This is a genomic window from Photobacterium sp. HL06 (assembly GCF_059552575.1).
The window spans coordinates 3,750,001-3,766,346 of the sequence record NZ_CM183914.1 but is presented as its reverse complement, the minus strand read 5'-3'; the positions used below and the strand labels follow the sequence as shown (position 1 = coordinate 3,766,346).

Below are 16,346 nucleotides of genomic sequence, written 5' to 3'. Positions count from 1 at the left end.
ATTATTCCTCTTCAAGGCGCTTTTTGATCCGGCTGAGGCTAATTGGCGTGATCCCAAGGTAAGAGGCTATTTGATAATCAGCGATACGGCTCAGTAGCTCCGGAAAGCTGGCGGTGAATAGTTGGTAGCGCTCTTCCGGGCTGTGCATCAGCATGAAACGTTCTTTGTGTTCTTTATAGCTCAGCTGGCGCTCGATCAAACGGAGGTAGAGTGGATTGCCCTGCTCCCGCCACTGCTGGAGGAGGCTGATTGGCAGTGCCAGTAGTTTGCTGGCAGAGAGGGTTTCTAATAAAAAAGGCGACGGCAGATCGTTAATGAGGCTTTCAAAGCCAACCAGGACATCTTGATCCCAGTAGAATTCCTTGCTGAACTGTTTGCCATCCTCGGTGAGGTAGCAGGCATGGCAGAGCCCATCGAGCAGAAAGTAGCAATAAGCCGGTTTTTCCCCTTGGTTTAGCAGAACATGGCGGGTGGGTAACTCCATTGGCTCGGCAGCAGTGATTGCATCTTGAATCGTCTCCGGTGAGGCACCGAGCTGGCTGAGAAATGCTTGTAGGGCTTCGTTCATAACAGTCGTCATTGGTTTTAGGTCTATGTTGCCATCATAGCAAAAAAATACCGCGGGCTAAGCCGCGGTACCTTGGGGTTGACAGTGCATCAGAGGTTATTTTTGCAGGTCGATACGATAAACCGCAAAGCCAACCTTGTCCGTACCCACTTTGTCCATTGGGTACTGGCCTTTGTCTTTAATAAATTGTGCAGCCTTATCGCTTGGCGAGGTTTCAAACGTCACATTGAGCTTCTTGTCACTCTTCAGTGGCGTAAATTGCCAGTTATTATCGGCGCTTGGTGTGACCAGGCCTTGTTCTTTGCTGATCCGGCTGATGTAGTCGGCAATAACGGTACGGTTCTCATCAGGTGAAGCAAAGGCAACAAACTGCTCGCCGGTTCCGGCAAACTTACCGCTGTATGCACGGTAGTTGTTGGTGGCAATGATGAATGGCTGGGCAGGATCGACAGGCTTGCCGTTGAACGTCAGCTCTTTGATACGTGATGCCTTGTCATTGATCAGCTTACAGTCGCCGTCATAGCGGGCTGGCTGCGAAATATCGATGCTGTAGTTAACACCGTCGATAACATCGAAGTTATAGGTTCTAAAGCCGTCCCAGTTGATCAGCCCTTGCTGCTCGGTGCTGCTTAGGTCGATTTGGTTGAACTGGCCTGCAGAGCACTCCAGCCACTCTTTGACTTCTTTACCCGTTACTTTCATCGCAACCAGGGTGTTAGGGTACAGGTAGAGATCGGCAGCATTACGGAAAGTCAGCTGGCCGGATTCCACTTCGGTAAAGTTAGCTGGATCGTTACCACGGCCACCGGCTTTGAATGGGGCCGCTGCCGATAGAACAGGAATACCGTCCAGATCCGGATCGCCCTGAATGAAGCGCTCAACATAATCTTTCTGGGCCAGGCTCACGATCTGGACGGTCGGATCGTCCTGTACCAGAGCCAGGAAGCTGTACATCACATCGCTGGCTTTGCCGATAGGCTGGTTGACAAACTCTCGGGTGCCTTTGTGATCTGCGCTGACAGCGGCAACCAATTTTTCGTCGGCTTCGACAAGGGCTTCTTTTTTGTATTTGTCATAGATAGGGCGAGCTTCGGTTTGTGCGCCTGTGACAGCCCACTCATCACCGTCTTTTTCCAGCACCAAATCCATCACGCCGAGGTGATCACCCCAACGGCCCGGCATGACTGCGGCAACACCGTTGATGGTGCCTTTTTCAACATCAGTATTTGGTAGGTTGGCAAAGGCTTTTCCAGGAAAGACAGCATGTGAGTGACCAAAGGCAATCGCATCAATACCGTCCACCTCTGTGAGGTAGTAAACCGAGTTTTCTGCCATCACTTTATATGGGTCTGCAGAGACACCGGAGTGAGGGATTGCAACAATAACATCCGCCCCTTCTGCCTTCATTTGCGGAACAAATTTCTCAGCAGCTTGCTTGATATCTAACGCTTCAACTTTGCCTTCTAGGTTTTTCTTGTCCCAGATAAGGATCTGCGGTGGGACAAAACCGATATAACCTACTTTGATTTCGTGCTCTACACCGTCAGTATCTTTAAATGTGTGCGGCTTGATAATGTAAGGTGTGAACATGTTTTTGCCTGTCTTCAGGTCAATCACGTTCGAGTTGATATATGGGAAAGTTGCACCTTCAAGTGAGGTTTTCAGGAAGTCTAAACCATAGTTGAACTCGTGGTTACCTAAGTTACCCACATCATAATTCAGTTGGTTCATGGCTTTATAAACTGGGTGGATTTCGCCAGCTTTAATACCTTTAGCAGCCATGTAGTCTCCCATAGGACTACCCTGCAATAAATCACCGTTATCTACCAATACGCTATTGGTAACTTCTGCACGAGCTTCCTTTACAAGTGTGGCAGTACGTACCAAGCCGGTTTTTTTGGTCGGCTTGTCTTTGTAGTAATCGTAATCCATCACATTGGTATGGATATCGGTCGTTTCTAAAATACGTAACTTGATCGTTTCAGCCGTGGCAGGACCCGCCATTGTCAGCAGGCCGCCCAGTACTGCAATTGACAGTGGCTTGGCAGATAGTTTCATGATTTTCTCCAGGAAATAGAACAGAAAAAGCGTGCTTAAGGTATCAAAAAATATGTTGTTTTTACGTGAACTGGTTACCTTATTGTGTGCGGAATCTCGTTTTTTGCTCAAAAAGGCGGACAACATCGCATTATGCTTATGATTTCATCGAATTCGTGATCGGCCAGTAATACAAAAAAGGAATAACATAAACCTAATGGCCATGGGGCAAATATGAACCTAGGCTATATTTACCTGTAATTACTGCCTTTTTTAGACTGATTTATTAACGGGAACGTTTCTTGTTCTTCTATTTGCCTCGTATATACATCATCCAAACTTTTTGGAATAAAAAATGAAATTTTAGAATTTCAGGTAATATTCCAGCCCGACTATAGTGCTTTTAGTTATAGGAACAGAGGGCGCTGTAAATGGATTACTTGCCAATTTTTGCAGACATAAAACGTCGACCTTGCTTGGTTGTTGGGGGCGGTGAAGTCGCATGGCGTAAAACCCGCATGCTCTTGAAGGCGGGAGCCGATGTGCGAGTGATTGCCCGAGAGCTGAATCATGATTTTCAGCAAGCCTTACAGGCTGGCAGCATTATTCATCAGGCTGAAGAGTTTGTACCGTCAGATCTAGATGGCATTTTCTTGGCTATTGCCGCGACCGATCGCAAAGCGGTGAATGCTTTGGTGTACCAGTCGGCTAACCAACGCCAGGTGATGGTGAATGTCGTTGATGATACTCAGCGCTGCAGTTTTATTGTTCCTTCTATTGTTGATCGCTCGCCGATCATCGTCGCCATTTCTTCTTCTGGCAAGGCACCCGTCCTTGCCCGGTTAATTCGTGAAAAGTTAGAAGCACTGTTACCTCAGCACCTAGGCCGGATGGCAGACATTGCCGGGCGCTTTCGTGCACGGTTGACCCAAAGCGTATCTTCACTGTCGGCGCGTCGGCATTTTTGGGAGCAGGCGTTTGATGGACGTTTTTCCGAACTTGTCGCTTCAGGTCAGGAAAAAGAAGCCGAGCAGGAGTTGACTTCCCTAGCGCAGCAAACGCAGCAGCAAGTACAACCTCACGGGCAAGTGGCCTTGATTGGTGCAGGGCCTGGTGATGCTGGCCTGCTTACGCTACGTGCTTTGCAGTTAATGCAACAGGCTGATGTCGTGCTATATGACTACTTGGTTTCAGATGAGGTGATGGAGTTAGTTCGCCGCGATGCCGAGTTGGTTTGCGTGGGTAAGAAAGCCGGTTTCCATAGTGTGCCGCAGGAAGACACCAATCAACTTATTGTTCATTATGCCAAGCAGGGCAAGCGTGTCGTTCGCCTCAAAGGTGGTGACCCGTTTGTTTTTGGCCGCGGCGGCGAAGAGCTGGAAGTACTGTTTGATGCCGATATCCCTTTTCAGGTTGTGCCGGGTATTACGGCAGCGGCGGGAGCGACGGCCTATGCCGGAATTCCATTAACCCACCGTGATTATGCTCAAACAGCGATGTTCATTACCGGGCACCTAAAGCCGGATGGCGATCAGCTGGATTGGTCAACCCTTGCCCGTGGCAAGCAAACCTTGGTGATTTATATGGGGCTGATGAAATCCAGCCACATCCAGCAGCAGTTACTGACCCACGGCCGTGAGGCAGAGACGCCTATTGCCATCATTGAACGTGGTACGCAGAAATCGCAAAAAGTATTGAAAGGTCAGCTCAGTGAGCTGGCAGAGTTAGCTCAACACGCCGCTTCTCCCTCATTGATTGTCGTCGGGGAAGTGGTGAATTTATCAGAAAAACTACATTGGTTCGGAAAGCAGGAACAGCAATCGCAGCAGTCTGATGTTGTGAAGTTGGCATAGTATGGAGAGAGTGATGGACCCTAAACGTTTAACCCACCTCAAGCAGTTAGAAGCGGAGAGTATTCATATTATCCGCGAAGTGGCTGCTGAGTTCGATAACCCCGTGATGATGTATTCCATCGGGAAAGACTCATCGGTTATGTTGCACCTTGCACGCAAGGCGTTCTATCCGGGCAAAATCCCATTCCCTCTGCTACATGTGGATACCGACTGGAAATTCCGTGAAATGATCGAATTTCGCGATCGCACCGCTGAAAAGTACGGCTTTGATTTGCTGGTACACAAAAATCCAGAAGGCATGGCAATGGGGATTAGCCCCTTCAAGCATGGCTCGTCAAAGCATACCGATATCATGAAAACCCAGGGCCTGAAGCAAGCACTGAACAAATACGGTTTTGATGCTGCATTTGGCGGTGCGCGTCGTGATGAAGAAAAATCACGAGCCAAAGAGCGTGTTTATTCCTTCCGTGACAAGAACCATACCTGGGATCCGAAAAACCAGCGTCCTGAACTTTGGAAAACCTACAACGGTCAGATCAACAAAGGTGAGAGTATCCGGGTCTTCCCGTTGTCGAATTGGACTGAGCTTGATATCTGGCAGTACATCTACCTAGAAGGCATTGAGATTGTCCCGTTGTACCTGTCTGAAGTGCGTCCTGTTGTCGATCGTGATGGCATGTTGATCATGGTGGATGATGAGCGTATGGAACTACAGCCTGGTGAGAAAATTGAGCACAAGAGCGTACGTTTCCGCACCCTTGGTTGCTACCCACTGACGGGAGCCATTGAATCAGAGGCCAAAACGCTACCGGGTATCATTGAAGAAATGCTGGTGGCAACATCCAGTGAGCGCCAGGGCCGGGCTATTGACCACGATCAGTCAGGATCGATGGAATTGAAAAAGCGTCAAGGTTACTTCTAAGGAAAGATATATGAACAGTCTTATTGAACAACAAGTGGCTGAGCTAGGCATAGAAGCTTACCTTGACCAACACCATAATAAATCGTTGCTTCGGTTTTTAACCTGTGGCTCTGTTGATGATGGAAAAAGTACGCTGATTGGTCGTCTGCTCCATGATTCTCACCAGATCTATGAAGATCAGTTGGCCGCCATCCATACCGATAGCCAGAAAGTCGGTACGACCGGAGACAGACCAGATCTAGCGTTATTGGTTGATGGCCTTCAGGCCGAGCGTGAGCAGGGCATCACCATTGATGTTGCTTACCGTTATTTCTCAACCAAAAAACGTAAATTCATTATTGCTGATACCCCCGGGCATGAGCAGTACACCCGGAATATGGCAACGGGCGCATCGACTTGTGATGTTGCCGTGATCTTAATTGATGCCCGTAAAGGGGTGCTGGATCAAACTCGCCGTCACTCCTACATTGCCAGCCTACTGGGTATTCGTCATTTTGTTGTGGCAATTAACAAGATGGACTTGGTTGGCTATGAACAAGAACGCTTCGAAGCGATTCGTGATGAGTACTTGGCGTTTGCCGAGAAGCTTAATGCTGAACTTGATATTAAGTTGGTGCCGCTTTCGGCACTTGATGGCGACAACGTTGTTAGCCTGAGTGATAAAACACCTTGGTATGATGGCGACTCACTATTAACGCTTCTAGAAGATGTTGATTTTGGTCAGGAACGCGAATCAGGTGATTTTCGTTTCCCGGTGCAGTATGTGAACCGCCCTAATTTAGATTTCCGGGGGTTTGCCGGAACGATTGCCTCAGGCGTCATAAAGGCGGGCGATAGAATTAAAGCGTTACCGTCAGGTAAAACTTCTACTATTGATCGTATCGTGACTTTTGATGGTGATTTGCCAGAAGCACATCCTGGTCAGGCGGTAACACTAACCCTGGCGGATGAGATCGACATTAGCCGTGGTGACACCATCGTTGCCGCTGATGATGACGTTCCACTGAGCAATCAGTTACTAGCTGACATTGTATGGATGGCAGAAGCACCACTGGAAGTCGGCCGTCAGTACGATATTAAAGTTGCTGGCAAGAAAACGATAGGTTCAGTACAAGCAATACGTCATCAGGTAGACATCAATAACCTGGATACTTTCGCTGTTGAGGCATTACCGCTAAATGGTATTGGACTGTGTGAAGTCACGTTGAATGAAGCGATTGCCGTTGATGCTTACCAAAATAGTGCTGATACCGGTGGGTTCATTATTATCGATCGCTTAACCAACGTAACGGTTGGGGCGGGTATGGTTCGTGAGGCCTTGGCAGGTACTGACAAAGCGCAAGACAATTCGTTTAGCGAGTTTGAAGTCGAGCTGAATGCACTGATCCGTAAGCACTTCCCGCATTGGGATGCGAAAGATATCAGTAAACTACTGGGATAATGGCATGAGTTGGGAACAAGGAATGGTTCTTGCCATGTTAATGGTGATAGTAACCTGTCTGCTGACAACACGGATCAAACCGGCTTATTTATTTGCCGGGGCGGCCTTTGTCGGCTTTCAGGTTGGAATGATTGATCTGCCAACGTTGGCGGGCAATTTTACTAATTCATCACTGTTGACCTTGGTGCTGCTGATCCTTGTTTCCATTGCCTTGGAGAAAACACGCCTGATCAGCTGGGTCGGGCGTCAAATTTCCCAAGGTGGCCAGTCTACCGTAGTAGCCAAGTTAGGGTTATCGACGGCGTTTCTGTCATCGTTTACCAATAACACCGCAGTCGTCGTGTCGTTGATCGGTGCAATTAAACGTAATCAGCGCCATGCACCATCAAGATTACTGATTCCACTGTCTTATGCCGCCATTTTAGGCGGAACCCTGACGCTGATTGGGACTTCCACCAATTTGATCATCAACAGTTTTGTTGAAGGCGCAGGGTTACCCAGTTTAGGTTTTTTTGCTCCAACAACCATAGGGTTGGCGGTGTTGGTTATAGGGCTGATTATTTTGGTCCCGTTAAGCTACCTATTGCCTGTTTATGATGATCATAGTCAGGATGATTTGCCTTACTTCCTTGAAGCCAGAATTGAAGGTGGTTCGCCGCTTGCAGGTAAAACCGTTACCGACAATGGCCTAAGGGCACTGCGGCGTTTGTTTCTGGCCGAGGTGATCCGCAATGGCAAAACAATAGCGCCGGTATGCCCAGATACTCGGCTAATGGCAGGTGATACTTTATTGTTTTGCGGTGATATTGAAAGTGTTACCACCTTACAGGAAATAAATGGCTTACATTTATTTGGCCAGCACCACCTCAATGGCCAGTCAATGTTGGAAGTGATCGTCAGTCACTCAGCCGGAATTCGAGGAAAAACGCTGAAGAGTGTTCGCTTTAGGGAGCGTTTTGATGCCGTTGTTGTTGCTATCCGCCGAGGACATGAACGTTTGGCTGGTGGGCTTGGCAACATCGAACTTCATGCTGGTGATACCTTAGTGGTGGTACCCGGTAAAACATTCAATGAAAAAAAGCAGCAGTTAAACCGTGAATTTGTTTTGGTTAACGGCTTGGACTCCAGTGCGAGGCTTGATAGCACCAAAAGTTTAACTGTACTGGTTGGCTTCATGGCGGTAATTGCATCAGCCTTACTGGATTTTTTTCCTATTATCAATGGGCTGGCAGCTTACCTATTGGTGCTGGTGGTAACAGGTATCATCTCTTTTGCTGAAATAAGGCGGCGGTTCCCGATTGATATCGTAGTGATTGTTGGTTCTGCCTTATCGCTAGCCCAATTGATGCTTTCCAGCGGCCTGTCCGAGCGTATGGGCAATATGCTCATGACATCATTTGATAGTTGGGGAATATATGGCGCCTTGATAGCGGTATACCTGTTGACTTTAGTGTTAACTGAATTGATAACGAATAATGCCGCGGCTGCTTTGTCGTTTCCCATCGCTTACAGTTTGGCTGTGAGCTATGGCGCTGACCCTATGCCGTTCATTATGGCTATTTTGTTTGGGGCCAGTGCCAGCTTTATCTCTCCTTATGGTTACCAGACTAACTTATTGGTATATAGCGTTGGGAACTACAAACTAAGAGACTATCTGAGAATCGGTTTACCGATATCTATTGTGTATTCAGTGGTTGTTCTTTCATTGATCCCTCAACTATTTCCTTTTTAAACCTACTTTTAAAATTGAACGTCACGAAACGGAGTTTATTATGACAGCCACCGTTCAGTCTCATGATAATGAGAATGTTGTATGGCATAGCCATCAAACAGATAAGGCTTTTCGCGCCCAGCAGAAAAAACAAAAACCTTGTGTCATGTGGTTTACCGGTTTGAGTGGCGCTGGGAAGTCAACAGTAGCAGGCGCACTGGAATCTCGTCTTGCAGAGCTGGGGCACCATACTTATTTGCTGGATGGGGATAATGTCAGGCATGGGTTATGCCGAGATCTCGGATTTTCAGCTGAAGATCGTCGTGAGAATATTCGGCGAATTGGTGAAGTGGCCAAGCTAATGGCAGACGCCGGCTTAATTGTGCTGAGTGCATTCATTTCCCCCCACCGTCAGGAACGTCAGCTGGTTCGTGACTTATTGCCGGAAGGTGAATTTCTTGAAGTCTTTGTCGATACACCATTAGCTGAATGTGAGAAGCGTGATCCGAAAGGCTTGTATAAGAAAGCACGAGCAGGTGAAATTAAGCAGTTCACAGGGATTGATTCTGAATATCAGGCGCCAGATTCTCCAGAAATCCATTTGCAAGCTGGAGAGGCATCGATAGCAGAGTTGGTTGAGCTGTGTTTGGAGTCGTTGAAAGAACGTCAGATTATCTGCGAATAAAAGGAGCCGCGGGTGAGTACTCTACTCGAATCGATTTATGGTATAGCGCTAGAAGCCGGGGTGGCTATCATGGAGCGTTATCACGGCAATGTTCAAGTTTCTGAAAAGGCTGACAGTAGCCCGGTAACGGAAGCAGATCTCGCTGCTAATGCTATTATTGTTGAGCAGTTAAAAGCTTTAACACCAGATATTCCTATCCTATCTGAAGAGTCTGCCCATACTCCTTGGCCAGAGCGACAGCATTGGTCTTCATTCTGGCTGGTGGATCCTCTTGACGGAACCAAAGAGTTTTTGCGTAAGAATGGTGAGTTCACCGTTAATATTGCCTTGATAAAGAATGGAAAGCCGACCTTGGCTGTGGTCCATGCTCCAGCATTGGATAAAACATGGTTAGGTGATAATGAAAAAGCCTGGCTACAAACGAAAGCAGGCCGGGATCAAATCAAGATCAGGCCGGCAACTGTTCCTACGGTGGTAGGTAGCCGTTCACACCCTAGCCCAGATATGGCGAAATACCTAGAAGAGCTTGGCGAGCATAAGATGACAGAAGTCGGTTCATCGTTAAAGTTCTGCTTGGTGGCCGAAGGGCGAGCTCAATACTATCCACGTCTAGGTCCAACAATGATGTGGGATACAGCTGCAGGACAATGTATTGCGGAAAGTGCAGGAGCAACAGTTAAACAGCTTAATGGTGAAGAGCTGAGTTATCACAGGGAAGAGTTACTTAACCCTCACTTCATTGTCGCTGTTTAATCATCTTTATTGCGACAAGACCAAGGCGGCCTAAGGCTGCCTTTTTTACGAATTCTCTCAAATAAGATCACTTCTTTTTATTTTTGACTACGCTTAATCTACTGCAATGAGTTTAGAGTCTTTGTTTTGTGGTTTTGAATTGATGTATTTATTGTCATTTATGTGGGTTTTGGATTGAATCATCATCGATCAGTAAAAAAGATCAAAATATCGGTTGTCATATCTCCTTGCCCCCCTATAATGCCGCCTCACCAACAAGGCAGCTAGGCACTTAGTAAGCTATTTGCAAGCTGTGTATAACTTGTAGGTAAATAGGTTGGTAAAGAAAATCATTGAAATTAAGTGCTTGACACTGACTTTTAATTGCTTAGAATGGCCAACTTCTTCAGCGAGTTAGACGAAATCGTTAAAAATAACATTTTGCATCGTTGAGGCCAGTCAGAGAGTGGTTTTGATTAAATCAAAAATACTTCTTGACTTAAAAATAGAGGCGCGTAACATACGCAGCCCTGACCAACACAAGATGTTGAGTCAACGCTCTTTAACAATTTGACCATGCAATCTGTGTGGGCACTCGTAAAATGATTAGTCAAAAGATTTATCAATGAACTGAGTGACCAATACAAATACTTTTTCTCTTTATAGAGAGGGGTTATTTGGCACAGTCAATTCGAGCTTCTAGGAACTAGCTTCTAGTCACTAGGAACTCAATCAGTATTCATTGAGCCGTTCCGAAAGGAACAACAAAACTTTAATTGAAGAGTTTGATCATGGCTCAGATTGAACGCTGGCGGCAGGCCTAACACATGCAAGTCGAGCGGCAGCGACTTAACTGAACCTTCGGGGGACGTTAAGGGCGGCGAGCGGCGGACGGGTGAGTAATGCCTGGGAATATGCCTTAGTGTGGGGGATAACTATTGGAAACGATAGCTAATACCGCATAATGCCTACGGGCCAAAGAGGGGGACCTTCGGGCCTCTCGCGCTAAGATTAGCCCAGGTGGGATTAGCTTGTTGGTGGGGTAACGGCTCACCAAGGCAACGATCCCTAGCTGGTCTGAGAGGATGATCAGCCACACTGGAACTGAGACACGGTCCAGACTCCTACGGGAGGCAGCAGTGGGGAATATTGCACAATGGGGGAAACCCTGATGCAGCCATGCCGCGTGTATGAAGAAGGCCTTCGGGTTGTAAAGTACTTTCAGTCGTGAGGAAGGGTGTGTAGTTAATAGCTGCATGCCTTGACGTTAGCGACAGAAGAAGCACCGGCTAACTCCGTGCCAGCAGCCGCGGTAATACGGAGGGTGCGAGCGTTAATCGGAATTACTGGGCGTAAAGCGCATGCAGGCGGTCTGTTAAGCAAGATGTGAAAGCCCGGGGCTCAACCTCGGAACAGCATTTTGAACTGGCAGACTAGAGTCTTGTAGAGGGGGGTAGAATTTCAGGTGTAGCGGTGAAATGCGTAGAGATCTGAAGGAATACCGGTGGCGAAGGCGGCCCCCTGGACAAAGACTGACGCTCAGATGCGAAAGCGTGGGGAGCAAACAGGATTAGATACCCTGGTAGTCCACGCCGTAAACGATGTCTACTTGGAGGTTGTGGCCTTGAGCCGTGGCTTTCGGAGCTAACGCGTTAAGTAGACCGCCTGGGGAGTACGGTCGCAAGATTAAAACTCAAATGAATTGACGGGGGCCCGCACAAGCGGTGGAGCATGTGGTTTAATTCGATGCAACGCGAAGAACCTTACCTACTCTTGACATCCAGAGAAGTTACCAGAGATGGTTTCGTGCCTTCGGGAACTCTGAGACAGGTGCTGCATGGCTGTCGTCAGCTCGTGTTGTGAAATGTTGGGTTAAGTCCCGCAACGAGCGCAACCCCTATCCTTGTTTGCCAGCGCGTAATGGCGGGAACTCCAGGGAGACTGCCGGTGATAAACCGGAGGAAGGTGGGGACGACGTCAAGTCATCATGGCCCTTACGAGTAGGGCTACACACGTGCTACAATGGCGTATACAGAGGGCTGCCAACCAGCGATGGTGAGCGAATCCCACAAAGTACGTCGTAGTCCGGATTGGAGTCTGCAACTCGACTCCATGAAGTCGGAATCGCTAGTAATCGTAGATCAGAATGCTACGGTGAATACGTTCCCGGGCCTTGTACACACCGCCCGTCACACCATGGGAGTGGGCTGCACCAGAAGTAGATAGCTTAACCTTCGGGAGGGCGTTTACCACGGTGTGGTTCATGACTGGGGTGAAGTCGTAACAAGGTAGCCCTAGGGGAACCTGGGGCTGGATCACCTCCTTACCTAAAGACTTGCTGTTTTATGCAGTGTCCACACAGATTGCTTGGTTAAAATGTGAAAGAACAGCGAAAGCGCTAATGAATGACTCCGGTTATTGATTAACGCTTTTTGCGTTATGCTCTTTAACAATCTGGAAAGCTGACTAGTAAATTCAATTTTTACAATTGAATTAAAATGTTTCATCGAGAGATGAAACGAGTTCTCAAGCAAACACATTCAAGTGTCTTGTGTAGAGTCCGGCGAAAAACCAATTGTGTCCTTATCAGGCACACAAACCTTGGTTGTTGACCATACGAAACCTCTTGGGGTTGTATGGTTAAGTGACTAAGCGTACACGGTGGATGCCTTGGCAGTCAGAGGCGATGAAGGACGTATTAACTTGCGATAAGCCCAGTTTAGGCAGTAAAAGCCACCTGAGACTGGGATTTCCGAATGGGGAAACCCACTGGCATAAGCCAGTATCGCTACGTGAATACATAGCGTAGCGAGGCGAACCGGGGGAACTGAAACATCTAAGTACCCCGAGGAACAGAAATCAACCGAGATTCCGGCAGTAGCGGCGAGCGAAACCGGATTAGCCCTTAAGCTAGTTGAGCGTTAGGCGAATGTGCTGGAAAGCACAGCAGTAAAGGGTGATAGCCCCGTAGCCGACAGCGCGCTCTTAGTGAAATCGAGTAGGACGGGACACGTGATATCCTGTCTGAACATGGGGGGACCATCCTCCAAGGCTAAATACTCCTGACTGACCGATAGTGAACCAGTACCGTGAGGGAAAGGCGAAAAGAACCCCTGTGAGGGGAGTGAAATAGAACCTGAAACCGTGTACGTACAAGCAGTAGGAGCACCTTCGTGGTGTGACTGCGTACCTTTTGTATAATGGGTCAGCGACTTAATTTTAGTAGCAAGGTTAACCGTATAGGGGAGCCGTAGGGAAACCGAGTCTTAACTGGGCGTACAGTTGCTAGGATTAGACCCGAAACCAGGTGATCTAGCCATGGGCAGGTTGAAGGTGAGGTAACACTTACTGGAGGACCGAACCGACTAATGTTGAAAAATTAGCGGATGACTTGTGGCTAGGGGTGAAAGGCCAATCAAACCTGGAGATAGCTGGTTCTCCCCGAAAGCTATTTAGGTAGCGCCTCGGACGAATACTACTGGGGGTAGAGCACTGTTAAGGCTAGGGGGTCATCCCGACTTACCAACCCTTTGCAAACTCCGAATACCAGTAAGTACTATCCGGGAGACACACGGCGGGTGCTAACGTCCGTCGTGGAGAGGGAAACAACCCAGACCGCCAGCTAAGGTCCCAAAGTTATAGCTAAGTGGGAAACGATGTGGGAAGGCTCAGACAGCCAGGATGTTGGCTTAGAAGCAGCCATCATTTAAAGAAAGCGTAATAGCTCACTGGTCGAGTCGGCCTGCGCGGAAGATTTAACGGGGCTAAGCTATACACCGAAGCTGCGGCAATGCAGTTTACTGCATTGGGTAGGGGAGCGTTCTGTAAGCCGTTGAAGGTGAATCGTAAGGTTTGCTGGAGGTATCAGAAGTGCGAATGCTGACATGAGTAACGATAAAGGGAGTGAAAAACTCCCTCGCCGGAAGATCAAGGGTTCCTGTCCAACGTTAATCGGGGCAGGGTAAGTCGACCCCTAAGGCGAGGCCGAAAGGCGTAGTCGATGGGAAACAGGTTAATATTCCTGTACTGCTTATAACTGCGATGGGGGGACGGAGAAGGCTAGGTGGGCCAGGCGACGGTTGTCCTGGTTCAAGGGTGTAGGCTGATGGTTTAGGTAAATCCGGACCATCTTAAGGCTGAGACCCGATGTCGAGTCACTACGGTGATGAAGTCATTGATGCCATGCTTCCGGGAAAAGCCTCTAAGCGATAGGTTGTAAGCAATCGTACCCCAAACCGACACAGGTGATCAGGTAGAGAATACCAAGGCGCTTGAGAGAACTCGGGTGAAGGAACTAGGCAAAATGGTACCGTAACTTCGGGAGAAGGTACGCTCCTGGCGGTGAAGTCCCTTGCGGATGGAGCTACTGGGAGTCGCAGATACCAGGTGGCTGCAACTGTTTATTAAAAACACAGCACTGTGCAAAATCGAAAGATGACGTATACGGTGTGACGCCTGCCCGGTGCCGGAAGGTTAATTGATGGGGTTAGACTTCGGTCGAAGCTCTTGATCGAAGCCCCGGTAAACGGCGGCCGTAACTATAACGGTCCTAAGGTAGCGAAATTCCTTGTCGGGTAAGTTCCGACCTGCACGAATGGCGTAATGATGGCCACGCTGTCTCCACCCGAGACTCAGTGAAATTGAAATCGCAGTGAAGATGCTGTGTACCCGCGGCTAGACGGAAAGACCCCGTGAACCTTTACTACAGCTTGGCACTGAACATTGACCCTACATGTGTAGGATAGGTGGGAGGCTTTGAAACCATGTCGCTAGATATGGTGGAGCCGTCCTTGAAATACCACCCTTGTAGTGTTGATGTTCTAACGTCGCCCCCTTATCGGGGGTGCGGACAGTGCCTGGTGGGTAGTTTGACTGGGGCGGTCTCCTCCCAAAGAGTAACGGAGGAGCACGAAGGTGGGCTAATCACGGTCGGACATCGTGAGGTTAGTGCAATGGCATAAGCCCGCTTGACTGCGAGAATGACAATTCGAGCAGGTGCGAAAGCAGGTCATAGTGATCCGGTGGTTCTGAATGGAAGGGCCATCGCTCAACGGATAAAAGGTACTCCGGGGATAACAGGCTGATACCGCCCAAGAGTTCATATCGACGGCGGTGTTTGGCACCTCGATGTCGGCTCATCACATCCTGGGGCTGAAGTCGGTCCCAAGGGTATGGCTGTTCGCCATTTAAAGTGGTACGCGAGCTGGGTTTAGAACGTCGTGAGACAGTTCGGTCCCTATCTGCCGTGGGCGTTGGATGATTGAAGGGGGCTGCTCCTAGTACGAGAGGACCGGAGTGGACGAACCTCTGGTGTTCGGGTTGTCACGCCAGTGGCATTGCCCGGTAGCTAAGTTCGGAATCGATAAGCGCTGAAAGCATCTAAGCGCGAAGCGAGCCCTGAGATGAGTCATCCCTGATACTTTAAGTATCCTAAAGGGTTGTTGGAGACTACGACGTAGATAGGCAGGGTGTGTAAGTGCTGCGAGGCATTGAGCTAACCTGTACTAATTGCCCGTGAGGCTTAACCATACAACACCCAAGGGGTTTTTCACTGAAATCGTTCCCGGAATGCCGGACCAAGACGATTATCAGTATTGCCTACATCCATGTAGGTATGGACTCCACGAAGCACTTGAATGGTGCTGAGAACAACTAGTTAACTTTCCCAGATTGCTATTTATCGCCTTTGGGCGGTGAATAAAACAGAATTTGCTTGGCGACCATAGCATTATGGACCCACCTGATCCCATGCCGAACTCAGTAGTGAAACGTAATAGCGCCGATGGTAGTGTGGGGTCTCCCCATGTGAGAGTAGGACATCGCCAGGCTTTAATTTTGACTGACCTCGTCAGAGGTGAGTCACCATAAGATTTTAAGTGAAAACTTAGAATATTATGTTGACTTTCAAAGTGGAAAGCGTATTATACGCCTCCTGCTTCAGCGTTAAACGCTTGAAAGCAAAGCTCTTTAACAATTTGACCATGCAATCTGTGTGGGCACTCGTGAAAAAGTTAAGTCGAAAGATTTATCAATGAACTGAGTGACCAAAACGATAGAAATATCGGCACAGTCAATTCGAGCTTCTAGGAACTAGCTTCTAGTCACTAGGAACTCAATCAGTATTCATTGAGCCGTTTCGAAAGAAACAACAAAACTTTAATTGAAGAGTTTAATCATGGCTCAGATTGAACGCTGGCGGCAGGCCTAACACATGCAAGTCGAGCGGCAGCGACAACATTGACCCTTCGGGGGATCTGTTGGGCGGCGAGCGGCGGACGGGTGAGTAATGCCTGGGAATATGCCTTAGTGTGGGGGATAACTATTGGAAACGATAGCTAATACCGCATAATGCCTACGGGCCAAAGAGGGGGACCTTCGGGCCTCTCGCGCTAAGATT

General features: G+C 48.4%; 8 protein-coding genes and 4 rRNA genes (1 of these 12 running past the window's edge). 10 read left to right on the top strand and 2 right to left on the bottom strand.

Going from position 1 to position 16,346, the window contains the following annotated elements; genetic code table 11:
* Position 1 precedes the first annotated feature (1 nt).
* Together AC51G0_RS16920 and AC51G0_RS16915 are read right to left on the bottom strand one after the other, a co-directional pair.
* A complete protein-coding gene (locus AC51G0_RS16920) occupies positions 2 to 568 on the bottom strand; it encodes a Crp/Fnr family transcriptional regulator (protein WP_496299907.1) in 567 nt (188 codons plus the stop codon).
* Positions 569 to 664: 96 nt separating this feature from the next.
* The gene (locus AC51G0_RS16915; RefSeq protein ID WP_496299906.1) at positions 665 to 2,626 is read right to left on the bottom strand and encodes a bifunctional 2',3'-cyclic-nucleotide 2'-phosphodiesterase/3'-nucleotidase; all 1,962 of its coding nucleotides are present in this window, start codon (positions 2,624 to 2,626) and stop codon (positions 665 to 667) included.
* 410 nt (positions 2,627 to 3,036) lie between these two features.
* Here AC51G0_RS16915 and cysG point away from each other — a divergent pair, with 410 nt between their 5' ends.
* The 10 genes from cysG to AC51G0_RS16865 all read left to right on the top strand — a co-directional run.
* Positions 3,037 to 4,458, top strand: a complete 1,422-nt coding sequence (gene cysG / locus AC51G0_RS16910) for a siroheme synthase CysG (protein ID WP_496299905.1) — start codon at positions 3,037 to 3,039, stop codon at positions 4,456 to 4,458.
* A 13-nt stretch (positions 4,459 to 4,471) separates the two neighbouring features.
* The gene (gene cysD, locus AC51G0_RS16905) at positions 4,472 to 5,380 is read left to right on the top strand and encodes a sulfate adenylyltransferase subunit CysD (RefSeq protein WP_496299904.1); all 909 of its coding nucleotides are present in this window, start codon (positions 4,472 to 4,474) and stop codon (positions 5,378 to 5,380) included.
* Positions 5,381 to 5,390: 10 nt separating this feature from the next.
* On the top strand, positions 5,391 to 6,821 hold the full coding sequence (gene cysN / locus AC51G0_RS16900; RefSeq protein WP_496299903.1) for a sulfate adenylyltransferase subunit CysN: 1,431 nt from the start codon (positions 5,391 to 5,393) through the stop codon (positions 6,819 to 6,821).
* A 4-nt stretch (positions 6,822 to 6,825) separates the two neighbouring features.
* A complete protein-coding gene (locus AC51G0_RS16895) occupies positions 6,826 to 8,553 on the top strand; it encodes an SLC13 family permease (protein ID WP_496299902.1) in 1,728 nt (575 codons plus the stop codon).
* Between the two features lie 40 nt (positions 8,554 to 8,593).
* Positions 8,594 to 9,217, top strand: a complete 624-nt coding sequence (gene cysC, locus AC51G0_RS16890) for an adenylyl-sulfate kinase (protein ID WP_496299901.1) — start codon at positions 8,594 to 8,596, stop codon at positions 9,215 to 9,217.
* A 12-nt stretch (positions 9,218 to 9,229) separates the two neighbouring features.
* On the top strand, positions 9,230 to 9,970 hold the full coding sequence (gene cysQ, locus AC51G0_RS16885) for a 3'(2'),5'-bisphosphate nucleotidase CysQ (protein WP_496299900.1): 741 nt from the start codon (positions 9,230 to 9,232) through the stop codon (positions 9,968 to 9,970).
* Positions 9,971 to 10,722: 752 nt separating this feature from the next.
* Positions 10,723 to 12,275: ribosomal RNA gene (locus AC51G0_RS16880) — 16S ribosomal RNA — on the top strand.
* A 312-nt stretch (positions 12,276 to 12,587) separates the two neighbouring features.
* Positions 12,588 to 15,478, top strand: a 23S ribosomal RNA gene (locus AC51G0_RS16875).
* Between the two features lie 183 nt (positions 15,479 to 15,661).
* Positions 15,662 to 15,777: ribosomal RNA gene (rrf, locus tag AC51G0_RS16870) — 5S ribosomal RNA — on the top strand.
* Positions 15,778 to 16,106: 329 nt separating this feature from the next.
* A 16S ribosomal RNA gene (locus AC51G0_RS16865) occupies positions 16,107 to 16,346 on the top strand; it runs 1,313 nt beyond the window's last position.
* The 16S, 23S and 5S rRNA genes sit together here, the layout of an rRNA operon.